This window comes from Mesorhizobium sp. 01N446 (assembly GCF_056399285.1).
The window spans coordinates 551,357-576,398 of sequence record NZ_JBFTRA010000003.1 but is presented as its reverse complement, the minus strand read 5'-3'; the positions used below and the strand labels follow the sequence as shown (position 1 = coordinate 576,398).

The 25,042-nt window shown below is 63.9% G+C and carries 15 protein-coding genes; 6 read left to right on the top strand and 9 right to left on the bottom strand.

Going from position 1 to position 25,042, the window contains the following annotated elements; translation table 11 throughout:
- The 5 genes from AC1DPX_RS16920 to AC1DPX_RS16900 form a co-directional block, all read left to right on the top strand.
- Window positions 1-3,081, top strand: a 3,081-nt coding sequence (locus tag AC1DPX_RS16920; RefSeq protein ID WP_477238248.1) for a beta strand repeat-containing protein, incomplete at its 5' end; no start/stop codon positions are given.
- Window positions 3,082-3,145: 64 nt separating this feature from the next.
- Window positions 3,146-4,840: a type I secretion system permease/ATPase gene (locus tag AC1DPX_RS16915; protein WP_477238246.1), complete on the top strand. Its 1,695-nt coding sequence runs from the start codon at window positions 3,146-3,148 to the stop codon at window positions 4,838-4,840.
- A 19-nt stretch (window positions 4,841-4,859) separates the two neighbouring features.
- On the top strand, window positions 4,860-6,197 hold the full coding sequence (locus AC1DPX_RS16910) for an HlyD family type I secretion periplasmic adaptor subunit (protein WP_477238245.1): 1,338 nt from the start codon (window positions 4,860-4,862) through the stop codon (window positions 6,195-6,197).
- Window positions 6,198-6,876: 679 nt separating this feature from the next.
- Entirely contained in the window at window positions 6,877-7,977 is a 1,101-nt protein-coding gene (locus AC1DPX_RS16905) for an OmpA family protein (RefSeq protein ID WP_477238243.1), read from the top strand.
- Window positions 7,978-8,017: 40 nt separating this feature from the next.
- Complete coding sequence (locus tag AC1DPX_RS16900; RefSeq protein ID WP_477238241.1) at window positions 8,018-9,223, top strand: caspase family protein; 1,206 nt, start codon at window positions 8,018-8,020, stop codon at window positions 9,221-9,223.
- Window positions 9,224-9,277: 54 nt separating this feature from the next.
- On the opposite strand, the gene AC1DPX_RS16895 is transcribed toward AC1DPX_RS16900, so the two are convergent.
- The gene (locus tag AC1DPX_RS16895) at window positions 9,278-9,745 is read right to left on the bottom strand and encodes a DUF6931 family protein (RefSeq protein ID WP_477238239.1); all 468 of its coding nucleotides are present in this window, start codon (window positions 9,743-9,745) and stop codon (window positions 9,278-9,280) included.
- Between the two features lie 290 nt (window positions 9,746-10,035).
- Here AC1DPX_RS16895 and AC1DPX_RS16890 point away from each other — a divergent pair, with 290 nt between their 5' ends.
- Window positions 10,036-10,539 (top strand): OmpA family protein, encoded by a 504-nt coding sequence (locus tag AC1DPX_RS16890; RefSeq protein WP_202355681.1) that lies wholly within the window; start codon window positions 10,036-10,038, stop codon window positions 10,537-10,539.
- A 91-nt stretch (window positions 10,540-10,630) separates the two neighbouring features.
- Here the strand turns inward: AC1DPX_RS16890 and AC1DPX_RS16885 are convergent, their stop codons facing one another.
- The 8 genes from AC1DPX_RS16885 to tagH all read right to left on the bottom strand — a co-directional run bounded on the left by AC1DPX_RS16885 (window position 10,631) and on the right by tagH (window position 24,991).
- A complete protein-coding gene (locus tag AC1DPX_RS16885; RefSeq protein ID WP_477238237.1) occupies window positions 10,631-11,950 on the bottom strand; it encodes a caspase family protein in 1,320 nt (439 codons plus the stop codon).
- Window positions 11,951-12,168: 218 nt separating this feature from the next.
- Window positions 12,169-14,601 carry a M23 family metallopeptidase gene (locus tag AC1DPX_RS16880; RefSeq protein WP_477238235.1) on the bottom strand — a complete coding sequence of 811 codons (2,433 nt, stop codon included), beginning with the start codon at window positions 14,599-14,601 and terminating at the stop codon, window positions 12,169-12,171.
- On the bottom strand, window positions 14,598-15,098 hold the full coding sequence (locus AC1DPX_RS16875) for a DUF1036 domain-containing protein (RefSeq protein ID WP_477238233.1): 501 nt from the start codon (window positions 15,096-15,098) through the stop codon (window positions 14,598-14,600). Before AC1DPX_RS16875 ends, AC1DPX_RS16880 begins: the two co-directional genes overlap by 4 nt.
- A gap of 12 nt (window positions 15,099-15,110) precedes the next feature.
- Window positions 15,111-17,672 (bottom strand): serine/threonine-protein kinase, encoded by a 2,562-nt coding sequence (locus AC1DPX_RS16870; protein ID WP_477238231.1) that lies wholly within the window; start codon window positions 17,670-17,672, stop codon window positions 15,111-15,113.
- Complete coding sequence (locus tag AC1DPX_RS16865; protein WP_477238229.1) at window positions 17,669-18,448, bottom strand: PP2C family protein-serine/threonine phosphatase; 780 nt, start codon at window positions 18,446-18,448, stop codon at window positions 17,669-17,671. Before AC1DPX_RS16865 ends, AC1DPX_RS16870 begins: the two co-directional genes overlap by 4 nt.
- Window positions 18,449-18,583: 135 nt before the next feature.
- Complete coding sequence (tssM, locus tag AC1DPX_RS16860; protein WP_477238227.1) at window positions 18,584-22,111, bottom strand: type VI secretion system membrane subunit TssM; 3,528 nt, start codon at window positions 22,109-22,111, stop codon at window positions 18,584-18,586.
- The gene (tssL, locus tag AC1DPX_RS16855) at window positions 22,111-23,625 is read right to left on the bottom strand and encodes a type VI secretion system protein TssL, long form (RefSeq protein WP_477238225.1); all 1,515 of its coding nucleotides are present in this window, start codon (window positions 23,623-23,625) and stop codon (window positions 22,111-22,113) included. Before tssL ends, tssM begins: the two co-directional genes overlap by 1 nt.
- A 292-nt stretch (window positions 23,626-23,917) precedes the next feature.
- On the bottom strand, window positions 23,918-24,991 hold the full coding sequence (tagH, locus tag AC1DPX_RS16850) for a type VI secretion system-associated FHA domain protein TagH (RefSeq protein ID WP_477238223.1): 1,074 nt from the start codon (window positions 24,989-24,991) through the stop codon (window positions 23,918-23,920).
- Window positions 24,992-25,042: the final 51 nt, after the last annotated feature.

Sequence of the window (25,042 nt, the reverse complement as noted above, 5' to 3'; positions counted from 1 at the left end):
TCGGTCAACCTGACGGAAGCCAATACCGCAGCGGCGATCAGCACTTCCGGCACGCTGACCATCTCCGATGTCGACAGTCCTGCGACCTTCGTCGCTCAGGCCGCAACCGCCGGGACCTACGGCACCTTTGCCATCAATGCGGCCGGTGCCTGGATCTATACGGCCTCCTCGGCCCACAACGAGTTCGTCGCCGGCCAGCACTACACCGAGAACTTCGACGTGGCCAGTGCCGATGGCACCCACACCTCGGTGGCCATCGACATCCTCGGCACCAACGATGCCGCCGTACTGTCATCCGCCTCGGTCAACCTGACGGAAGCCAACACAGCAGCGGCAATCAGCACCTCCGGCACGCTGACCATCTCCGATGTCGACAGTCCTGCGACCTTCGTCGCTCAGGCCGCAACCGCCGGGACCTACGGCACCTTTGCCATCAATGCGGCTGGTGCCTGGATCTATACGGCCTCCTCGGCCCACAACGAGTTCGTCGCCGGCCAGCACTACACCGAGAACTTCGACGTGGYCAGTGCCGAYGGCACCCACACCTCGGTSGCCATCGACATCCTCGGCACCAACGACGCGGCGGTTCTCTCCTCCGCMTCGGTCAAYYTGACGGARGSCAACACSGCAGCGGCRATCAGCACYTCSGGCACGCTGACCATCTCCGATGTCGACAGCCCGGCGACCTTCGTCGCCCAGGCCGCAACCGCCGGGACCTACGGCACCTTCGCCATCAATGCAGCCGGTGCGTGGACCTACACGGCCTCGTCGGCGCACGACGAGTTCGTCGCCGGCCAGCACTACACCGAGAACTTCGACGTGGTCAGCGCCGACGGCACCCACACCTCGGTGCAGATCGATATCTTGGGCACCAGTGACAATGGCGCCCCGGTTGCTGTCGCTGATACGAATTGGGCGAAGGAAGACACCAACACCAGCGCAACTGGCAACGTGCTTCAGACACTCGTGCATGCCGGTGCACCGTCGGGAACGTTCTCAGACCATGCTGACACCGACCCGGATGCCGATACACTGGCTGTCTCGGCGCTCTCGGGCGGCACCGACAACGGCGCTACATTCACGAGGACCGGAACGTACGGCACGCTTGTAATCACCAAGGCGACTGGGGCCTACACCTATACTGTGGCGAATGCCCAAGCCAATGTGCAGGGTCTGGCAGCGGGCCAGACCGTCACGGACAGCTTCACCTATACCGTGTCTGACGGGCATGGCGGAACAGCATCGGCCAACCTGGCCGTGACGGTCTTCGGCACGGACGAAGTTACTCCTGGGCTGATCACCCTGGTAGCTGATGGCAAACAGGGGAATAACGCTGACCCAAGTACCGTCACCATAACGTTTACGACGGCCGTCAATGCGAATTTTGCCAATCTATCAGACGCAATGCATGTATCCGGCCTGCCGAATGTCAGCGTGATTGCAGGGTCGGGAAGCTTCAACGCAGCCCACACTCAGTATACATTCCTCGTCGACAAAGGCGCTGGAAGCAGCAACGGATCGTCCTACACCCTTAACATCGATGCCGGAGCATTCTCGGATACGACTGGTCATACGAACGCAGCCGTGAGCAAAAGCGGCCTCAAACCCGCCGGCACGTCCGGCGAGCCCATCAATCTCGCCCTGACCGATCCATCGCACGAAGGCGCGCTCATCACCGTCACGGTGAAGGACGTGCCTTCGGGCTGGACCATCGATGGTGCAACTCATAACGCTGACGGAAGCTGGACGACACAGACCAGCGACCTGCATGGGCTGACCGTCACCACACCGGCCAGTTTTACCGGGGCAGCCGTGCTCGATGTCCAGATGAGCTGGATTAACGCCGACGGCACCGTGGGCACTGCATCGATCGCCGACAATGTCGAAGCCTATGCACCGGGTTCGCCGATCTTTGCCTGGTCCGGCGACGACGTGCTGACCGGCTCCCACGGCAACGATCTCTTTATCTTCTCGCAACCGATCGGCGCCGACACGGTGCACAATTTCGATGCGGCGGCCGATCAGATTGACCTTATCGGCTACAACGGATTGGCAGGCTTTGCCGACCTTCAGACGCATATCGCCGACGATGCCAACGGCAATGCGGTGATAACGCTGGGTGACGGACAGTCGATCACGCTGGACGGCGTGCACTCGAGTGCGCTGACTGGAAGCAATTTCGTCTTCGACCAGACACCGGTAGTCAACAACTCCGGCACCATGACGATCGGCGACGGCGCTCTGCTGCCGCTGAGCGGCATAATCAACAACAGCGGCCTCATCTCGCTCGACTCGACCGGCAGCGATACGCTGCTGCAGGTCATCCAGCATGGCGTGACCCTGCAGGGTGGCGGGCAGATCCTGCTATCCGACAGCGCCGTCAACATCATCTCCGGCACCGGGCCGGACGTCACTCTCGTCAATGTCGACAACACGATCTCCGGCGCCGGCCAGCTGGGCGGCGGCATGCTCAGCCTCGACAACAGGGGGACCATCATCGCCTCCGGCTCGAACGCGCTGGTCATCGATACCGGGGGCAGCGTCGCCATCAACTCCGGAACGCTGGAAGCAACGGGTTCCGGCGGTCTGACGATCACCGGCGGCATGGCGAATTCAGGCATGCTCTGGGCCAATGGCGGCAACATCGTCATCCACGGCCAGGTCACGGGCGACGGCGATGCCACGATCGGCAATCTGTCGAAGCTCGAGTTCGGCGGCGCCTCGTCGACGGACGTCATCTTCGGACACGATGCTGCCGGCACGCTGCAACTCGACGATTCCTTCGATTATAGCGGCCGGATCGGCGGCATTACCAATGATGACAGGCTGGATCTCCACGATATCTTGTTCGGTGCGGGAACGACGGCCGTTTATCAGGCAAACCAGGATGGCAGCGGCGGAACGCTGACCGTTTCGGATGGCACTCACGGCGCCGCGTTGCATCTGGTCGGCAGCTATGATGCGACAGCCTTCAAGCTTGCCGATGATGGCCAGGGCCATACCGTCGTTTCGTACAATCCGGCGGAATTCACGCTGACGGGTATCGGCAGCGGGGCGGTTTCAAGCGACTTGGTGATGTGAGTGAAAAGAGCCGCCGGCAGCGGCGGCTCCCCTGGCCTAACGAGTAACGAGTGGGGTTCTGGAATTGGATAGCAAGTCTCGAATTGTGAAGGATGCGCTTCGGGCATGCCGCCGCTATTTCTTGGTTGCGGCAGCATTCAGCCTCGCGATCAACCTGCTCTACCTGGCCTCCCCCCTCTACATGCTGCAGATCTACGACCGGGTCGTCACCAGCGGCAGCGAAACCACGCTGGTGATGCTGACCCTGGTGTTGCTGGCCGCCTTTCTTTCGTTGGCCGGCCTCGATCTGGTGCGCGCCTGGATCCTGACGCGTGCCAGCGCGCGGCTCGACCGGCTGCTGTCGGCAAAGATCCTCGCCGCGTCGGTCGAAACCCCATCGCCCGGCTCCTCGCCGAGCCAGCCTATCCGCGACTTCGACACGTTCAGGCAGGTCATCACCGGCAGCGGCATCCACGCCCTGTTCGACCTGCCATGGTCGCCCATCTACATCGGTATCATCTTCCTGCTGCATCCGTGGCTCGGCTTCTTCGCATTGGGCTGCTCATTGCTTTTGATCGCCATGGCGGTGCTCAACGAGTATCTCGTGCGCTCGCCGCTGAAGCAGGCAAACGAGCTGGCGACGAACAACTATAACTTTACCGAGATGAGCCTCAGGAACGCGGAAGTCGTTCGCGCCATGGGGATGATCGACGGTCTCATCCGCCGCTGGGGGCGCGACCGCAACCTGGCGCTGCGGCGCCAGGCGGAGGCAAGCGATCGTGCCGCGTTGATGTCGGGCCTTATCCGGTTCCTGCGGCTCACCATGCAGTCGCTGATCCTCGGCCTCGGCGCCTATCTGGTCATTGAACGGCAGATTACCGGCGGCACCATGTTCGCGGCGAGCCTCTTGCTCGGTCGGGGGCTGCAGCCTGTGGAACAGATCGTCGGGCTCTGGCGCAGCCTGGTCCTTGCGCGAGCGGCATTGACGAGGGTCGAGAAGCTGGTCGACGGACGTGCGCGCGACGAAAGATCGTTCAACCTGCCGAAGCCCAGCGGCAAGATCTCGGTCGAGCAGGTCAGCTTTGCGATCGCCAGCCAGCAGAAAGTGCTTCTCCGGGACGTATCGTTCCGGCTGGAGGCAGGCGAGGCTCTGGGAATCGTCGGCCCTTCGGGCGCGGGCAAGTCGACGCTGGCGCGTCATCTCGCGGGCGTCATGCAACCCAGCCGCGGGACCGTCAGGCTGGATGGGGCCGACCTGTCGCAATGGGGGCACGACGCGCTCGGCGACCACATCGGCTACCTGCCGCAGGATATCGAACTCTTCTCCGATACCGTCGCCGCCAACATCGGCCGCTTCAAGACCAATGTCGACCAGGAGGTGATTGAGGCCGCGCGGCTCGCCGGCGTGCACGAGATGATCATTCGACTGCCGCAGGGTTACGAGACCCAGATCGGCGAAGGCGGCGCAGTTCTTTCAGGAGGATACCGGCAACGGATCGCTCTTGCCAGGGCGGTATTCGGAATGCCGAAACTGATCATTCTAGACGAGCCCAGCTCCAATCTCGACGCCGATGGCGATCGCGCGCTGAGCGACTGCGCAATTGAGCTGAAGCGCCGCGGCAGCACGGTGATCATTGTCTCGCACCGGCCTTCTACCTTGGCGAATGTCGACAAGATCCTTCTGTTGCGCGATGGCGCCGTCGAGGCCTTCGGGATGAGAAACGAGATCGTGGCGCTGCTCAACCAGCGCGCGGCTCCAATCGCGGTGGCGACCCAATGAGCTGTGGCCGGAGAGATCGATGAGCGACGGCGTTCTTACCTACCGAAGCCTGCCTGGCGAGGCCGGTATCCTGGCCCCGGATTCGATTCGGTTGCCGGTCTATATCGGTCTGCTGATCGTATTGGCCTTCTTCGGCATTTTCGGCGGCTGGGCGGCCTTTGCTCCGCTGAACGGCGCCGTGCTCGCCGACGCCATCGTCAAGGTGGAAGGCAATCGAAAAAGCGTACAGCACTTCGACGGTGGTACGGTGAAGGAGATCCGCGTCAAGGATGGCGACGTCGTCAGGAAGGGCGACATCATGCTGAAGCTGGACGACACCAGGGTTCGGTCCGAGTTCAACCTCTATGCACAGCAATATGCACTGTTGCGCGCAACCGATGCCAGGATCCGGGCCGAACTGGACGGCAGCGAGGTGGTTGCCTTTCCCAAAGACATTCTCAAAGAGCACGAGGACTATCTCAACGATGCAATGGCAAACCAGATCGCCGATCTGGAAAGCCAGCGTGCCTCGATGGCCGGCGCCAAACAGATCCTCGAGCGGCGCATCGCCGAACTCGAGGAGCAGATACGGGGCAAGCAGTCTCGGGTCGAATCCTACCAGGCCCAGCTGCAATCGACGATCGACGAGAAGGCCAGCCTGTCGAAGCTGCTCAAGGCCGGATTGACGACCCGCCCGCGCATCCTGGAACTGGAAAGGTCCGCCTCGGACCTGCAGGGCCTGATCGACGACAACCTCGGCGCAATCGGCGGCAGTCAGCAGAGCAAGGCCGAGCTCGAGAGCCAGATCGCGCAATTGACCAATGAGCGCCGGGCCAAACTGTCGGCCATGCTGATCGATACGCAATCGAACCTTGCCGACCTCGTGCCCAAGATGTTTGCCGCCCAGGCTGCCGTGGACCGGGCCGAAGTGCGCGCGCCTTACGATGGCCAGGTGATGGATCTCAGTGTCTTCTCGATCGGTGCGATCGTGGCGCCGGGCCAGACCATTCTCGACATCGTTCCGACCGAGAATTCGCTGATCGTCCAGGCGCAGGTTCGCGTCGAGGATATATCAAACCTGCGACCCGACATGGCCGCCGAAGTTCGTTTTACATCCTACAAGCAGCGTTCGATACCCATAATCCATGGACGCGTCACCCGCATCTCGGCGGATCGAATCACCGACAGCAAGACCGGGTTTCCTTACTATCTTGCCGACGTGGCGGTCGATCCGGTGGAATTGGCCTCAGCCCCACAGATTGCTCTTTATCCGGGCATGCCGGCGTCCGTCATGATCGTTACCGAGGAACGCACAGCACTCGACTACATTCTGGGCCCGCTGGTTGTGTCGTTCCACTCCGCGTTTCGCCAGAAATAACGACATCGACAATCGATTGGCGATGCCCGAGTTTCGATGTCAGGCCTGTAACGGGCACGCGCCGGGGCCGGGCGTCCATCTAGATAAGACCAGCCCCGTCAGGCTGTAGACGTTGACGTGCTGACGATGAGGCGCTGACGGTGCTTTTCGAGGCCGCTTGACCGCGCCGCGGAACACCGCAAGGGTGCAAAATCGTCCGAATCTTGCGGCGATTTTACCTTTATAATCAAAAGCGTAGCTGTCTGACGGACGGCGCGTAGGATTCCGTTGCGGCAAGCAAGAAATCCCATCCACATCAATGGCCCAGCTAAGTTAAAAACGATCGAGTGGGAGTAGGAGTCGGCGTCGGCAGCGGAGTCCGGCAGCCCTATTGCCCTCTTTTTTGTGCTCACCTGATGTCCTCGACTGTTCCTGCGCTCCTTTCTGACCGTTTGGCCGCCAGGTCGTGCCGATGCGCGTGACGGCCGCCGCCCTGTTCCATGAGCGCCTTTTCGCGATCGACGAAGCTCGTCGAGCATCTTTCCCGGTGCGAGATATGACCCAGCAGGCATTTCGCCCGCGCACGGCAGGCTGGCGTCACTTGTCGAGGCTGACTCGAACCGCTCGCCAAGCAAGGACAAGTGCACTATGCTCTCGTCTCCTGCGGTATCGAGATAGGTTGTCCTGGCGGGGGCGTTCCATGTTCGAAGGCGTCGCATTCTGTCGAAAAGTGCGGGCGAGGGCAGCAGCCCTGGGATTGGTGCTTGCCGCGCTGCTGGGCCTGCTGGTCTTCGGACCGCACGCCGCCAACGCCGCGCCGAACTGGACGCTCGACCCTGACGCCTCGGTGCTCACCTATCAGTCGGTCAAGAAGAACACGATCGTCGAGACCAACAAGATCAGGAATATCACCGGCACGCTCAGCGCCGCGGGTGATGCCAAGGTCAGCTTCGATCTCAATTCCGTCGACACGGGCGTCGACCTGCGCAATGTGCGCATGCGCTTCCTGTTCTTCGAGACATTCAAGTTTCCCACGGCCGAACTGACGGCGAAGGTCGACCCGGCCGCCTTTGCCGACTTGCCGGCCAAACGCCGGATCAAGGCTACCTTGCCGTTCCGGCTTAGCCTGCATGGCGTCGACAAGGATCTGGAAGCGAGCGTCGTCGTCACCATGATCAGCGACACTCAGGTTTCCGTGGCGTCAGAGGCTCCCGTCGCGGTGCATGTCGAGGACTTCGGCCTGCTGCCGAACGTCGACAAGCTGCAGCAGGCCGCCAATGTGACGAACATCGTGCCCACCGCCTCGGTTTCCTTCGACTTCGTCTTTGTCGCCGACGGCAGCAAACCGTCGGCGGTGAAGACAGTCGCCGCCGGGACCGCCGATGTCGGTCCCGTGGCCACCGATGCCGCCAAAGCCAATTTCAGCGACGAGGAATGCCTCAACCGGTTTGCCGTGTTGTCGCGCACCGGCGCCATCTATTTTCGCCCGGCCAGCGCCCGGCTCGACGCCAAGAGCCGTCCGCTGCTCGCCGAAGTCGAAGGTGTAGTCGGCAAATGCCCGACCCTGAAGGTGGAGGTGTCCGGCTACACGGATTCGGACGGCTCGCCCGAGGCAAACAAGGCGCTCTCCGAACGGCGCGCGCAGGCGGTTGCCGAAGCGTTGGTCGCCGATGGCGTGCCGCGTCAGCAGATCAGTGCCGCCGGCCATGGCGAGGAGAGCCCGGTCGCCGCCAACGATACGCCGAAGAACAAGGCGCTCAACCGGCGGATCGAATTCTCCGCCACGAAACTCGCGAACTGAGGTCGGGGTGGGCTCCCGGACAATCGCGTCTTGCGCAGTCTTGCTTCGCGGCGCCGGCCTTGTCGCGCTTGTCCTGCTTTTGACTTTGACGGCCGCCAGCGCCGAGCGCCGTATCGCGCTGGTTCTCGGCAACTCGCAATATCAGCACGCCGCGCCGCTCGCCAATCCCGCACGCGATGCCCAGGCGATGGCCGAGCGCCTGCAGGACCTTGGGTTCGAGGTGGTCTCCGGCTTCGACCTCACCAAGCAGCAGACACAGACCACGGTCGCCCAGTTCGCCAAGCAGGTGCGCGGCGCCGATGTGGCGCTCTTCTTCTATGCCGGCCATGGCCTGCAGGTTTCGGGCAAGAACTATCTGCTTCCGGTGGATGCCGCGCTCGAGGACGAGACCTCGCTCGACTTCGAGGCCGTGTCGGTCGATTTCATCTTGCGCCAGATGTCCCGCGAGACCAGCATAAGGCTGGTGTTCCTGGACGCGTGCCGGGACAATCCCCTGGCCGACGTGCTGGCAAAGACCGCCGGCATCAAGGGTGCAAGCAGCGGCCTTGCGGAAATTCCGATCGAGAATGGCGGCGCCGGAACGCTCGTCGCCTTCGCCGCCAGTCCCAACCAGCTCGCCTATGACGGATCCGGCGACCACTCGCCCTTCACGACGGCATTGCTTCAGCACATTGGGGAATCCAATGTCTCCATCACCGAGGCGATGAACAGGGTGACCAGCGACGTCTTCAAGGCGACCGCCGGCAAGCAACGCCCCTGGATCAATGTCTCCTTGACCACCGAGGTTGTCCTGCACAAGGTCGATCTCAATGCGCCGCTGATCGTCGGCGAAGCGAGCACCCCGCAAGCCGAAGCCGGCTCAGACACGCGCAACACCGGCGCTTCGTCAGGCCAGAATGCCGACCAGCTTGCGCTTGATGCCCTGCGTGCGAAAATCCCGAAGCTGGCTAGCGACGGTCCCATCCTTTTCGATCGCCCCGTCAAGTTCGGCGACCCGGCGATCGACGGCAAGAGCATCGCCCAACTGATCAAGAGCGAACCGCTTTTCAGTCCGGTGGAAGGCCTCGACAAATCGGTCTGGCAAGGCAAGCACTGCGACACCTGCCATGAGTGGAATGAGGCCCGGCTTTGCGAGCAGGCGAAGAATTTCGCCGCCAACGACGTCTCGGTCCTGCGCCTGCAGCATCCGCTCGGTACCCGCTTCAAGGTCGCGCTCGCCAGATGGGCGCAAGGCGGCTGCCAATGATGCCGGCCTGATGCAGGCGATGGCGGACGGCGCGCAGGGGATCGGCGAATGCCGTTACGTCTCCATCTCCGCCATCTGGATGCCCATTTCGACGAAGGCCGAAAGCACGGCAAACCGGTCCGCCAGCGAGGCGCGGGCCAGTCCGGCCAGGATTCCGGCATTGACGGCATGGGCGGCAGGAAATCCGGTCGCCACCATGTCGAGGGTCGGGTCGCGCCATACCGCTGCCAGGGCGATCCAGGCGGCCGGCGTCGCCGGCGGCAGGTCCAGGGACTTGCTCAAGACTGCCTGATGGTGAGGATTGTCCGGTTCGCCGACGCGGTCGTGGACAAGCGCCAGCAATTCGAGATCTCGGTCCGCGAGCAGCTCGGCGAGATGGCTCAGGCATTCATGTCCCCACCGGACGGCGGCTCGCTCGGGCAGGAGGTAGGCACAGAACGTGACGGCTTCTTCCGGCACGCGCCCGGCAAGCAGGGTCCGGCAAAAATCAAGCGGCGGCTGGCCGGTGGCCAGCGATTTCATGTCCCTGGCGATGGCGGGACAAGCAAGAAACAGATCCCTTGCCGTTCTGTATCCGAGTTCATTGGCCATGGCTGCTACACCCCAAGAGCCATCAGAACAGCACTCAAGCCTGTGGCCGGGCGCTGGTCAAGCGCCAGTTGCCGGCAGGTGGCGGCCACGAGCGCCACGGGCGGCATGCGTTTGTTCACAGACAACCGCTTCCCGATTTGGTATGATAGGCGCCAGCGAGATACTCTCAGACAGGAGTGACGGTCATGCGATGGGGCAGTTCAGCCTTGGCATTGGCGGCCATGCTTCTTTCAGCGCACGCCTTCGCCGATCCGCTTCAGAAATCGGAAGACATCGTCAAGTTCTTCGCCGGACAGACCGGCAATCTGGGTGCCGCGCGCGGCATCTGCGTCGGCACGGAGGAAGAGTGCAAGAGCAAGGCCGAGAAGACTGGCTCGGCTCAACAGAAGACCGGTCTCGACATGATGATCAATTTCGCCCTTGATTCCGCGCAACTCGACCAGACGGCGCGCGCCGAGCTCGACGAGTTCGCCAAGGCGCTGAAGGACAATCGGCTGAGCACGTTCAGCTTTGTCGTTGAAGGTCATACCGATGCGACCGGCCCGGATCGCTACAACCAGGATCTGTCGCAGCGGAGGGCCCAGTCGGTGGCGGCTTTCCTCGAAGCGAACGGCGTTGAATCGGCGCGGCTCGAAGCGATCGGCCTTGGCAAGTCGCACCCGCGTGTCGCCAACCCTTACGATCCGGTCAACCGGCGCGTGGAAATGCGCATCAGGACCGAGTAGGCGGTCGCCGCCAGGCCGATCTGCTTTTCGTGGAATTGCTCTAGTGGCAAAGGGAACCCGTCCAACGCGGGTTCCCTTCGACTGCCTGTGATCAATATCTCATCGCGCCGCCGATCACGACGCCGCTGCCGAAAATCAGCGCCTTGGTCAGGAAGTCATTGGTGTCTCTCCGTCGCGGCTCGTCGCGCATCACAATCTCCCTGTTGCGCCGGCGCTCGACGATCTGCTGTCTTCGAGGTTTCCGCTGCGCCACCGGTTTCAACGTGCGGGTCTTCTGTATGACCTGTTTTTTCGGTGGTGCGGTGCGAACCTGGTCGGCGGCCGAGGTGCGAACGGCCGAGCCTGGATTTGCGTTCGTGTCGAGCGCTGCGACTTGCTTACCCACCGTCGGGTCCTTCAACTGGTCGATGTTGAGCTTCGCCACCGTGGCGAAACTACCGTTCGGGAACTGGTCGAGGTAGGCCTCGTAGTAGGGAATGGCATTCTTCTTCGAAGCCTCGTCCCAAAGGCGCTGCTCGACCTCCCAGGAGGGCGGCTCGCTGGCCACGGGGGCGGGCGCTGCCGCCGTCTTGCCGGCGTCGGCCACCGGCGCTGCGGCGGGCGGGGCTGCTTGTGCCGCTGGCTTGCCGAGGAAGACCTCGCGCCCAAGCGATGCATTGTGCCACGGCCGCTGCCGGCCCTGCGTGGCCTCCGTCACGTCGCCGCGCACGCGCGTCAGCGCGCTCTGGATCTCGACGCCTGGTTCTGTCAGGTGCCTGGCCAACGCCAGCGAGTAGGGGCTGTCGACGCCGTCGCCGTCGAAAGCGATCGCGCCGGGATCCGTTGCATAAGCAATCAGGACACCGCCGGTGCCGATACCGTCTGCCTTTGCATCCACCGGCGCCAGGCCGGCGCCAAGCGAGCGGCTCTTGGGCAGAGCCGCAGCCAGGGTACGACCCAGCGGATTGTCGCGGCAGGCATCGAGGATGATGACGCCGACGGCGGGATCGGCAGGCAGCGCCGCCATGAATTCGTCGATCTGAACCGTGCGGGTCTTGAGATAGGCGGGCGAGGTCAGATCGGCATCGACCGGTATGAGATAGTTCTTGCCGTCGACCTGCATGCCGTGGCCGGCGTAGAAGATGACCGCAAGGTCGGCGGTGTAGGATTCTTCGGTGAATTTGCTGATCAGGCCATGCATGCCGGCATTGTCCTGGTCGACGCCCTCGATCACTTCGAAGCCGGCGTTGCGTAGCGTCGACGCAATCAGGTGGGCATCGTTCGCCGGGTTGGGCAAGGCAACGGCGTTGACATATTTGCTGTTGCCGATGATCAGCGCGACACGCTTGCCCTCGGCTGTCGCGGCCTGGACGCCGAAGGCGGCAAGGATGGAAAGGACAAGTCCGCTCAAAAGGATGGCAAACGATTTCATGGATCAGCCCTCCGCCCATCGGGGCACGCTATTGATCTCTGCGCATGCTCAGCGACAAAGTCGCTTCAGCCAAAATGGCTCTCAGGCTTATGTCGCCCCGACGGCGGTTTAGGTTCACCGGAAGCACCCTGGCCGCTGCAAATATTTGCCGATGTGCCAGCCGCCAGTGTCACCGATCGACCTGGCGATCGTTGTGCCGCCTTGACCCGAGATGGTCGCTAGCCCGGCTCAAGCGTCGCCTGGATTGAATTGAGGAGCGCGGTTATCGCCTGCTTGTACTTCTCGAACTCCGGCGACGTCTGCCGGACCTCGGACGTGGTTGTCGCCGGCTGGGTCTGATCGGTCACCATGCGCGGCGCTTTCTGCCCCATTTTCCGCTCGGCCCAATCGATGACGTAGCCGACGGTCTTGCCGGTCAGGAACGGGTTGGCCTGGATCACGGCTGCACCAAGAACGGCGCTCAATTGCGACGAACCCGGCGCCGCCAGCACCTGATGCGCACCCTCCATGCCGAGGAAATGGCAAAGATACAGGCGACCGGCGGTGATCTGGTGGCCGCGGGCGCGCAGATAAGCCTCCCCTTCGCGCGCCAGGTTGCGCACCATTTCGCGCGACAGCGTCGCGTCATAGCGAAGCGCGAGCAGGTCGGCGGTCGACAGCGACCGGGCAAGGTCGGGGCGATAGGTGTTCATCATCCGGATCCAGGTCTTGGTGATGAACTGGCCGGCGCCGGTTGCCGACGAGTTGGGGTTCTTGGCGCGGGCGCTGCCGCCGCTTTCGACATGGACGATCCGGTCGGTCAGGGTCTCGACCGCGGAATCGCCGGGCCCGGAACTGATGGAAACGGCGGTGGCGACCGCGGTGACTGTGCCCAGCGGGTCGATCGCCTCGCCGTTCTCGTAGAGCTCGAAATGCAGATGCGGGCCGGTCGAAAGCCCCGTTGTGCCGATATAGCCGATGACGTCGCCGGCCTTGACCTTGGTGCCGATGCCGCTGGCGATGGCGAATTTCTGCATATGCGCGTAGCGCGTCTCGCGACCGTTGGCATGCGTGATCTTCACCAGATTGCCATAGCTGCCGCCATCGCCCTGGAAGGAAATCTCGCCGTCGAAAGCGGCCATGACCGGCGTCCCGACCGGAGCCGCCCAGTCGACGCCCTTGTGGATCCGAACCGTGCCGAGGATCGGATGCTTGCGCGGGCCGAAGGTCGACGTCATCACGCCTGCGACCGGCGTGACCATGCCGTTGGTGACGCTCAGCGAACGAACCTGATCATCGCCGGTCACGCAAGCATACTGGCCGTCGCTTTGCAGGAAGACGAAGCAGTCGAGGTTCTTGTCCTTGCCCAGGACGCCGACGTAAAGTACCCGTCCGGAGATCTCGCCCTGGCCGCGCGGCGTCTGCGAATAGATCATCACCAGGCGCTGGTCCTCGCTGGCGAAAGCGTCGAGATCCTGTCCCCTCGACAGGTACATGATTGCTTCGCCGATCACGCTGGTCGGTACCTTGTTGCGTGCCGCGGTCGAGTAGATTGCGTCGAGCAACCGGTACTGCCGCTTGGGCCCGCCCTGGTCCGAGGCACCGGAATAATTGAAGAGGTCCTCGCGAACCCAGGGGTCGACGCCGGAAACGAAGGCGCCCGCCGCGTTGCGCGTCAGCGTACCGACATAGACGTTCCTGGCGTAGACCGAGACCTGCATCAGCGACATCGCCGTCGTCTCCCGGTTCGGCCGGAAGCCGCGCATGGCGACCACGAAACCGGCCTCGAGCCCATCGCGCCCGAACAGCGCTTTCAGCGCTTCGCCCGCAAGCCTGGCGTCGTCGGCTGAGAAATGCGCGTCGAGCGCCACGCTATCCAGGCTGCGGTCGTTGAGGATTTTCACGAAAGTGTCCTCCGTCGCCGCGAAGCGCTGATATTCGCTGGTGACGGTCGCGACGGTGGTGTTGTTCTCGATCGCGGTTTTCTTGAAGGCCGGGAGCGCTGCCTCGCCCTGGTCGATGGTCTCGCCCCAGCCGGCCTCGGGGTCGTCCGCGTCGGCTTTGGGCGCCGAACCGGCGGAGGGTTCGCCCGCGTCCGGCGGCGCCTGCAGGTCGTTCGCCAGATCGCCGGGTTGATCGTTGGGCGCCGCAGCAGGTGCGGGTGAGGTCGATTGCTGATCGTCCGGGGCTGCGGTTGAAGGCTTCGGAGCAGTCTGCCGCTGCGCCTTGAAGAAGGCAAAATCCTCCTGCGTCGACGGGATCGTCGTCATGAACTTCTCGCTGGCGCTCAGCATCACATCGGAAAGAATCTCGATCTGCGGCGAGGCCCCGGAACTATCGAGTTCGGCCGGGCGCGCAACCGTGTGACCCTTTGCGGCGGTGTCCGCGTCGGGCGCCAGCGTGATCCACATCGGGTCACCGGCAAGGTCAATGATGGCAGGCACATAGACCGAGGCGTCGGGCGGCACGTCTTCCATGCCTTCGACGGGATGCAACTCCTCATCCTCGTCGCCGAACGACCAGTTGTCCCTTGTAAGGTAGAAGCCGGTGGCGATCGCGATGACGGCGAGCGTGGCGACGCCGGCAACAACGCGACGCCAGAGTTTGCGTCTGCGCTCGGCCAGGCGCGCCAGTTTCTTCCGTTTGAAGCTCGTGTCGATGCTGTGCGTCACGGGCTGTTTCCGGTCAGGAAATACGTCCAGCGCACCTGCTCCAGCGTATCGACCTCGACGAAACGCGCCGCGATATAACCGCGCTGCCAGCACTCGTCGATGCCACGGATGGAGAAGCGGCGCCGATCAACGCACATCTCGGTCGATCCGTTGAGGATCGCATGGCCGAACACGTCGGTCGCGTAGAGGTAGATGTAGCGGTTGGCCAGTTCCTCGCGGATGACGTTCACGCACTGGTTGGCGCCGATGGTCCACCAGCCGTCGGTCTGGTCGGCATTGTCGACCTTCTGTCCGACGGCGAGGTTGACGACGTCGAGCGTCTGGTTGCAGACGGTGAATTCGGCATGCGCCCTGTTGGTCGAGAGGACAACGAGCAGCGCCGCGCCGAACAGCGCGCAAGATGCCAGGCGGCCGCGGAAGTCCGGCAACAATCGGAACCAGCTACGCTTTGTGCGTGACGAGGGCCGGCAAAATGGATGCGAGGGGCGAAGGTCCATCGGCGTTCATATCTATCCGCCGAGCCGGAAATACTTGGCGGTGGCGGAGAACCGCGAGCCGTCGGCGCCAATCTCCTCGATGATCTTTGGCAAAAGCTCGGCGACCGGTGTCGGTCTCGAGAACATCGCTGCCTGGATGTCCTTCGGCCCGGTGATCACCAGCATGATCTGCGGCAGCGCCTTGCCGGCCGCCTTGTCGGCGGCGGCCAGACCGATCGGAATGTTGAAGATCGCCTTGTCGGTCTGCGCCACGATGCGGTCATCGAGGTTGAAGGCGATGCCCCTGTGGTCGATCAGCATGACGTTGGAAACCAGCCCGCCACGCGTTGTCAACGTGCCGCTGATCGGCGCGCCATCCGGCACCGATGTCCGGTCGAGAACGAGCTGCGGACTGTCCATCTGGTTCCGGTCGAGGAAGCGCAGGAAGTTGGTCACTTCACACTGCGGCTGGTCGATGAGGCGGACGTTGATGTCCGGCTCGAGATGGAACCTCGAGCGAAAATCATTGAGCATCCGCTCGAAGGGCTGCACGGCCGTTGCGAAGCCTTCGATGGCGACGGCGCTGCCGGTTTGCGATGTCAGGGACGCATAGAAACAGTCGCCGCCGCTGAAGTCGCGCACCCATGAGGCGCGTTGCGTCGTTTCGTCGACTGGCTTCGCCGGCGGAACCGCCGGCTTGGGCACATTGACCGCGACTTCGGTATTTTCGGGCAGCTTGGTTGCCGGCGGCTGCGCTTGCTGGGACGGCTGCGCTGTCTGTGTCGGCTCTGATGGCGAGGTTGATGGCGTCGGCTGGCTGGCGGCGGGCGCCGAGGATGCCGGTTTGGCCGGCGGGCTGGTCGGCTGCGCCGGCAACTGGCTCTCCGAGGCCGGCGGCGAGGAAGCCTCCGGCTTGGTCAACTTGGAAATGATATCGATGATGTCCGTTGCGCTGGGTTTTGTCGCCGGCGGGTTTGCTTCCGGCGCCGGCTCTGCCTCCGCCTGGCCTGGCGCGGACGTCTTCGGCGGGTTCGTATTTTCCTCGGCCTTTGGCGCCGGCGTCTGGGCAGGCTTGATCTCGACCGGAGGCACTTGCGCCTGATTGTTGGCCGTCAAATCGGGCTGGGCCGCAGGCGGCGCCGGCTTCTCGACGGGTGGCGCTACCGGCGCCCGCTCGGCGGGTTGCCGGGCTTCTGTTTTAGGTACCGCGGGCTCGGGGGGCGGCGTGGGGATTTCGGTGGGCTTGGCCGGCTCCGGTTTCTGTTCGCGCGCGGCGTCCGCCTGGTTCTCTGCCGGCTGCACCGGTGATGGTGGCCGAGGGGTCGATGCTTCCGGCTGCGGTGTCTGAGCCGCGGGCTCGGGGCCTTCCACAACGGGTTTGGGCGCCGGCTTCGCCGTCAACGGTTTGAGTTTCTCTTCGGCCGGCGGGGGCGCCAGGATCCCGCTGAAGTAAAGGCCGCCCCCCAACAGGACCGCCAGCGTCATGAGGCCGCCGGCGACAGCCGGCATCCGCGACGATTTTCGCGCCGCCGCCGGCACGGGCGTGCTTGCCGGCGCGGGCGCCGGCGCAGGCCGTGGTTGTGACAGGTGCGCCGGCCGCACATGTTCGACAAAGGGCTTTTCGCCGGCGGACGTCGAAGGCTGCGGCCCGGACTCGGTCAGCGCCGTCCAGCCGGCGCGCGGCAAGCCCGAGCGGTCACGCGGACCATACGATGCCGGCGGCAATGTCACCTCGACATCCTCGCCGCGCGTTGCCCTGGCGATCTCGGCCATGCTGGTCGGCCGATCGCGCGGATCCGGCTGCAGCATCGCGCCAATGAGCTCCTGGAAATCGGGGTCGATGTCAGACAGGTCCGGGACGGTCCGGCGTTTCTCGATCACCTCGTACTGCGAACCGCTCATATCGAGCGGCTTTCCGCGCAATGCCGCGGCGAGCACCAGTCCGAGGCTGTAGATATCGGACTGCTCGCTGACCTCGCCGCCATAGAGGCCGAGCTGTTCGGGCGAGACGTAATTGTATTTGCCGGCGAACTTGCCGCCGATCAGCGTTTCACCGCCTACGGCCGCCGACCGGGCGATGCCGAAATCGATGATCTTGGCGGCTTCCACCTGCCCGCCAGGCAGGATGATGTTGTCGGGCGAGAGGTCGCGGTGAACCGCGCCCGCCCGGTGCACGGCGGCGAGCCCCGACGTCAGGCGATGGCAAAGCCGCCGCACTTCTTCCGCCGGCATCGGTCCGCGACGCATCACGTCGAACAGCGACTGGCCGTCCACGAACTCCATCGCCAGATAGGGGCGGCCGATCCTCGGATCGATGGTGAAGACGTGATAGCGCACCACCGCGTCATGCGACAGATGGTTGAGGATCGAGGCCTCCTTGCGGAACAGCGACAGGATCGTCTGATCGCGGGCGAATTCGGGCAGTACGATCTTGATCGCCACATGGTCGCCGGTCTGGATGTTGTGGCCGCGATAGACTTCTCCCATGCCGCCGGAGGCGATCCTCTCGTCGAGTTCGTAAATGCCGCTGAGCTGCGTGCCGACACCGGCATAGGTGTCGTTCGTCGATATGCGGGTCTTGTCGTCGTCGCTCATCTCGCCAGGCTCTCCGCTCCGGACCGATCCGAATGGAGCGCACCGTTGCGCCCGCCGCCGATCTTCACGAGTACGATGGTCACATTGTCGGTTCCGCCGCGCGCCAGCACCGTCTCGAGCAGGCTTCGGCACGCTGCCTGCGGCGTTGCGGATTTCACCGCGGCTTCGATCTCGGCGTCGCTGACATGCGCCGTCAGTCCGTCGGTGCTCAGAACGAAGACATCCCCCGGCATCAGCTCGCCCTGCTGGAAATCGATCTCGAGCTCATCGCTGACGCCGACGGCATGGGTGATGACGTGGCGGCGCGGCCAGTTGAGCGCTTCCTCCGCGCTGATCATGCCGCGGTCCAGCAGCTCCTGGACCTCGGTGTGATCCTTCGAGACCTGAAAGATCACGCCGTTGCGGACCAGATAGATGCGGCTGTCGCCGGCCCACAGGCCAGCGAAGCGTCCGTCCATGGCAAGCAAGGCCGCGAAGGTGGAGCCGATGGTGATGCCGCGCGATCGCGCGATGTCGCGGATCTCGGAATTGGCGCGGCTCAGCCGGTCCTCGAAGCGCGCGCGAAGGTCCGGCGCAGAGCTGGCAATGCCGATCGTCGCCAGATGATCGACGATGCTGGCCGACGCGACCTCGCCGGCCTCGTGCCCGCCCATGCCATCGGCCACCACCCAGAGCCCGGTCTGCGGCTCAATCAGGTAGTTGTCCTCGTTGTGGTCGCGCACGCAGCCCTTGTGGCTGACGCCGAAACTTTCGATGGGAAGGGCGACGGTGCTCAATTTGCCACCAAGCGCTTCGCGAGCGTCCTCTGTGACCAAGCATGGACAGCATGCCCAGGGCACTTTGCCACAAGCGCATACATTAGAGTACCGAAATGAGGAACGCGGCCGGCGGTGCGCTGGAACACAGCCATGTCAGAACGCCTTCGGACAGCTGAAGCCCGACAGGGCCGGCAGCAGGAAGGGATTGGCCCCCGGTCCGGTCTGCATCGTGTAGGCGACGTCCCGTCCGCCAATCACGAAACGGGCTTCGGTGTTGGCGCCGTTGGCGGTGATGGTCGCCTTGTCCAACAGACGCTTCAGGGCCCACGGTCCTTCGAATTTGAGGGCGGAGTCGCGGCCTGGCATTTCCGGCAACAGGCTGAGGCTGGCGGAACCGGTGGCCGTGCCGTTCGGCCAGGTCACGGTGCTTGGCGCGCTCCCGGCCTGGCTGCTCTGGACGGTCTGGCCGTCAATGTCGAGAACCGCGTTGTCTGCGTCGCTGTTCAGCGAAAAAGGCGTGATGGTGATCGAAACCGACGGCACCGAGCCGCCGGAAGGGAAGAAGGCGCTTCGAATTTCGGCGGCCGCCTGAAATGATTTCAAGGTCGACTTCGCCAGGTCGCGGCTGGAGCGGGCATCCTGTCTCCAGGTCCATTCCTGACCGGTCATGTCGATCAGCGGCGCAAGGTTCTGCGCGAAGAAGCGGTCCATCAGCCCGCCCGGCGCGAAGAGCCTGGCGAAATCCGATATCGAAATCTCTTCCGTGCCGTCACCGGCGAACGGATAGCGGCCGTTGACCGCCTCCTCGCAGGCTCGTGTGACCGTCTGGTCGAGGTTCTGGTTGAGGTTGGCCACAGAGGCTTCGGCGACATTGCCTTCGAACTCGTCCGCCGCCGCATTGACCATGCGCGCGAGCGGCTTCGGAAGGCGCGAGGCATTGGCGCGCATCGTGGAGATCTGCAGCTGCAGGTTGGCATTGACGCGTTCGGTCTGTGAAGGGACATCGGCCGAAAGCTTCAGGCTTTGAAATATGTCGCGGAAATTCCGCGTCAGCGCATCCAGCGGCCGTCGTCCACTGGCGCCGCTGACCAGGGCCTGGAACGGTCGAAACTGTGCCTCGACGCCTGCGCCGGCATTCTGCGCGACAGCCGAATCCAGCCCGGCCCGGCTCTGCGACTTGCCGCCGGCGATCTGCAGCCCGATGCGTGCCAGGCCTTTGGCCATGCTGGCGGGGTCCTCTTGCTCCGTGCTGCCGGCCTCGGCCGTGGTGTCCTGCTTCGTCAATGCAGTCTCATCGGCGATCGCCGTGAACAGCTGATCGAGAGGCGAGTCCGGCGCGGCGAGGGCGGAAAGCGCGAGATATTGCGGCTTGTCCTTGAGCAACGGCTTGAACTTCAGCTGGTCGAGCACGCGGTTCCATGCGGAGGAAAATTCCTTGCCGTAGCGGTCGATCAGTTCGGGGCCGAGCTTGGGCAGGTCCTGGTCGATGCCGCCCTGTTCACCGCCCCCGCCGAGCACCCACTGGTCGTTGACGAGCATTTGCGCGATGCGCGAGAGCTGCGGCAGGAAGAAGCGGTTGAAGCCGGCGCGCGTGTAAAGTCCGGGAACGTTGAGATCGGCGAGGTCGCTGCCGTCCATGCGTTCGAACAGGAGCTGCGCCTCAGGGCCGGCTTTCGCGGCGACGGAGAGGTCCTCCAGTCTTGCGGCGTAGACCGCCGACTTGATCAGCGCCGAAGCGCGGTCGGCAAGGCTCATGCGTCCAAGCGAGCGTTGCGCGGCTTCGATCAGCGGCTGGTTGAGCTCAAAGACGGGATCGTAGGCGTCGTCGAGGGCGAGCATGGCGCGCAGATGCTTTTCGAGCTGCGCGCGGCCCTCGCGGTTGTTCTCGCCGGGATAGCGGTTCTCTTCCCAATCCTGCCTCATCCAGGAGACAATCAACTCGTCATCGACCTTCGGAGCCTTGCCGCCCAGCATCAGGTAGATCTTCAGCGGTTCGTAGAGCGCGATCGGATCGGCCATTTTGGCCTGGATGGTGCGCTCGGCCTGCACCAGGAGCCGGGAGCGGAATGTCCGCTCGAGCGCTTGCCGGTAGGCGGTCCTGGAGGCCGACAACAGCCTCTCGCGCTGGCTGAGCCCGAACGTCTCCTCGATCGGCTTTGCCTGGTCGCCGTTCTCGAAGCCGGCCGGCAGGTTGCGCAACTGGTCGAGCGGGCCGATGACGTTTTCCAGGTCGACGTCGGTCACCGTCGTGCTCTTGAGCAGCGGATCGGCGCTGTCGCGATACTGTGCCATCGCCTGCCTGGTGGAGGCGATCAGCGATTTGTTGGCGAAGAAGCTGAGGCCAAGCACGCCAAGAGCCGCCAGGGCCGCCAGCGCAATGGCGGCGAGGCCGCCAAGTCTCGCAAGCCTGGCGCGTCGTTCGGCTGCCCGGTCGAAGGATACCCAGCCCGATTCCGGGAAGATCACATTGGTCAGCAGATCGTGCAGGAAGAAGCTCTTGCCGGTGCCGGAAAGATGCGCCTGCGAGGCGCTGCCGAAGCTGCGGCCGATTGCGCCCAGCACCTGATCGAATGGTGTTCCTTCCTGAGTACCGGAAGAGAAATAGAGGCCCCGCAGGCTGACATTGACATGCGATCGAGACGCATCGAACAGGCTGGCGATGAAATGCGTTATCCGGTTCCCCAGGGCACCGAACTGTGCCGGGAAGCCGAAGATGGCGATGCGCGCCACCGGGTCGGGCTCTTCCTGCAAGCGATCGACAACTTCCTCCGCCAAGCGCTTCGCCAGCCCGTCGAATTCGGCCGGCGCCTCGCCGGCCATGTTCCTTGTGCGATCGGCGGTCTGGAACGTCGCGCCCCACACCTTGCGCCTGCGGGTTTCGTCGAATTGACCGAAATAATCCATGAAGCCGGAGACGAGATCGGCCTTGGTGAAAAGCAGATAGACGGGAAACTGGATTTTCAGCGTCTCGTGCAATTCGCGCAGACGGCTTCTGATCTCGGTGACATGCGCCTCGACATGCTGGTCGTCGAGGCCAATGAGATCGGCGAGGCTGATGGCCAGGATCACGCCGTTGATCGGTTGCCTCACGCGGTTTTTCTTGAGCAATCCGAGGAAGGCAAGCCAACTGGCCTTGTCGCGCTCTCGGTCCGATTCCTGCGTCGTGTAGCGGCCGGCCGTGTCGATCAGCACCGCCTCATCGGTAAACCACCAGTCGCATGACCGCGTGCCGCCGACGCCGGCAACCGGCTGGGCATTGCCGGAGCCCGCAAGCGGAAACTTCAGCCCGGAGTTGACCAGGGCCGTCGTCTTGCCGGCGCCCGGCGGGCCGATGATGATGTACCAGGGAATATCATAGAGGAAGTTGCGTTTGCCGCTGGTCCGCTTCAGCGTCGCGATGGCCTCGCTCATGCGCGCTTCGAGCACCTGTGCATCATCGTTGCGCTCGTCGCTGCGCACGATGGCCGCCTCGAGCGCCTTTTGCGCCTTGCGCCTTTGCCAGAAGCCGATGCCGTAGAACAACGCCAGCACGGCCACCGTCACCCCGATGATCAGCGCCCTGAGCCACACGGATCCGAGCGGGCGGGTATCGGCGAAGCGGATCAGCGGTCCGGCATACCAGACGGCGGCCGAGAAGCCGGCCAGGGCAAGCACGCTGAATATCCGCAGCCCCCAGCGCATCAGTTGCCGTTCTCCGCCGAGCTTGTCTGCAAGGTCTCCTGTTTCGGGATCATCACGTCGACGCGGCGGTTCCTGGCGCGGCCTTCCGCCGTCCCGTTGTCGGCGATGGGCTCGTCTTCGCCCTTGCCGTCCACGCTCAGACGCGATGGATCCTTCAATTGCATGGCGATCATCGCCTGCACGGCTTTGGCGCGGGCGACCGAGAGATCGAAATTCGATTTGAACGCGCTCGACTTCTTCGGCTTCACATTGTCGGTGTGGCCGACGATCTTGACCGGTCCGGGTTCAGCGTCGAGCGCCGTGGCGATATCGGCCGCGATCGGCTGGAACTGCGCCTTCAACTCCGCCTGGCCGGATGCGAACAGAAGCTGGTTGCTGATCTCGACAACGATGAAGTCGCCCTTTGTGCCGACGTTCAGTCCGACGGCGGCGGTCTCCCGGGCGAGTGCGGCGCGGATGCGGTCGATCTGCGTGGTTTGCGGGGGAGCGGGTGGCGGCGGTTTGGCTTGCACCGGTTCGGCGGGCGCCGCCACGCTGGCGCGTTCAATGGTAACCGGGGTGGAAGGATTGAGCGCCAGCAGCGCGCCGGCGGTTGCATCGCCTTCATCGGTGATCAGGATCCGCAGCCCGAAAAAGGCCGCCGCCACCAGGGTCGCCGCGGCGGCTGCGATCGCCCACAGGGGCAGCCGCCCCCCTGGCCTGGCCATTGCCGCCGCCATGCCTTGCCACCGGGGCGAAATGTCCTCGGCGGCGCGCGGCCTGAAATAGCGCAGCGTGTCGTAGACGTCGCGCCGGACGCGCTCGAGCGCGTTGCGTTCGCCCGACAATCCCCGATACTGGCCCTCGAACCCCAGCGACAGGCAGGCATGCATCAATTCGAGCAGGTCGTAATGCGCTTCAGGCCTGGCGAGGAGGTTGTTCAGCGCTTCGTAGAAGCCGGTGCCTGTCGGTCGTGTGTGGAAGAACTGCACCACCAGGCTGTGCTCAAGCCAGGTTTCCTTGTTCGTCCAGGGCAGGTTGCCAACGAGATCGTCGGCGGTTTCGCAAAGCGCAAATTTCGCGATCCGTGCGTCTTCTTCCCCAATGCCGGCTTTGGCGATGGCATGGTCGAAGGTCTCGAGGGCGTCCGCGATATGCTCCGCCAGGGCCGCGGCCTGCCGTTCGACCGGTATCAGCCGCAGCTGGCCGAACAGCATGAGCAGGGGAGCCGCGGCGGCAAGGATAGGGTTTGTCGCGGCATACTTCACGCCAGCGGTGGCGTCGAGCAAGGCGTCCTGCTGCAACGCTGGCGCCGCTTCAGGCCCAGCTCCTTGGCCGGCCCCCTGAAAGACCACGGTCCCGGACGACCAGCCGGGGGGCATTTGTCGGCCGAGGCCGGGGTCGAACACCGTCGATTCCCGGGTGGGTGAGGGAGCAGCGGGACTCTCGGGAGCAGCGCGCGGCTTTTGCCTTGGCCGTGGCGCGCGGATGACGGTTTTGTCCGGCGGCTCGGAGGGATCGTCCTTCGAGCTCATCGCCGCGCCACCGTCGAGATGCCCCGGACATATTCCAGACGGGACGAGAGACGCGTACCAGGCCGGGTATCAACAGCGAGCCGGATGGAAAGACTGATCTTGCCGAAACATGACATTCCTGCACACGCCCCAAGCCACGCCGCTTTGCCAGCCAGGCAAGCACCCATGCGCTATCCTAGTCGGACCGGAAGCCGATTGAAACCGGGAAGCAGGATGATCAGGGAAGCAGCTTCTTCCACGGGTCCCTCACACAGCCCGTAAGGGCGTTGCCGACGACATTTGCCGAGCGCGGCTATTTCTGCTTGTCAGCCTTGGCGTAGGCTTCGGCGAAATAGGCGAGGAAGACATCCAGCATGCCGTTTTCGTGCTTGTCCTCCATCGTCCGCCACGTTGCGACGAGCGCATCCCAGGCCTGGCTTTTCCTGGACGAAAAGGACGCGGGCGGGATTCTTTTGGCGATCGCCTCCGGCGACAGGTCGTCGAGCAGCCGCGAGAGCGCGGCCTGCATGGCGGCGTAGGTCGCGATTTCGTGGGTCTTCAGGTCGCGGAACGCATCCTCGATACTATGCCTGGCATCGAGATAGCCGGCCCTGCGCCTGGCAAACATGATTTCGAGTATGTCGTCGGTGCCCGGCACGAATTTCAGCGGGTTGTTGTCCTCGGCGCCGATCATCGTGCGGTGCGCGCTCTTGGCGAGCACCTTGGCGGCGGCGCGCGCCTTGAGCAGCAAGGACAGTTGCTCGACCGTAGTTCTCAACACCGCGCCGATCTCGGCAGCGACGTCATGCGGGTCGCGCGACTGCAGCAGCTCCGGCGACAGGCCGGCCGCCCTGGCGATATCGCGCAGTAGACCGTCCGCTTCCCCTGGCTGCCTGGCCGGGACATTCGGGCTGGGCTGCCGCGCCGAAGACACCGGCATGACTTCGGCCGGGCGCTGCTCCGCCGGATTGTGGAACAATGCGCTGCCGGGTTCCAGCGGCGTTCCCGTCGAGGGCGGCAACTCGCGTTGCGTCGAACCGGTCCTGGTTTGCGGATATCCGGTGGCGACGCGCTCTTCGTCGACCGAAACGGCGACGACATAACGGCCGATCAGCAACCGGTCGCCTTGGGTCAGCCGATGCGGCGCCTTCATGCGCTGGCTGGAACCGTTGACGAAAGTGCCGTTGCGCGAGACGTCATGAAGCCAGAACGAGCCCGCCTGATAGCGGACTTCGCAATGCCGGCCCGAGATGACCTTGTCGGGATCGGACAGCGTCCAGTCGCAATTTTCGCGCCCGATCTCGAAGCTGCGGTCGCGCGCGGCATAGCTCGCCGCGATGTCCGGCGGCAAGCTGTCAACATTGCTGATCTGAAGCGAAATGAACATTCGACGCCACTGGCAAAGCTGAAATCCCAGACATTCTAGCATCTTGCCATC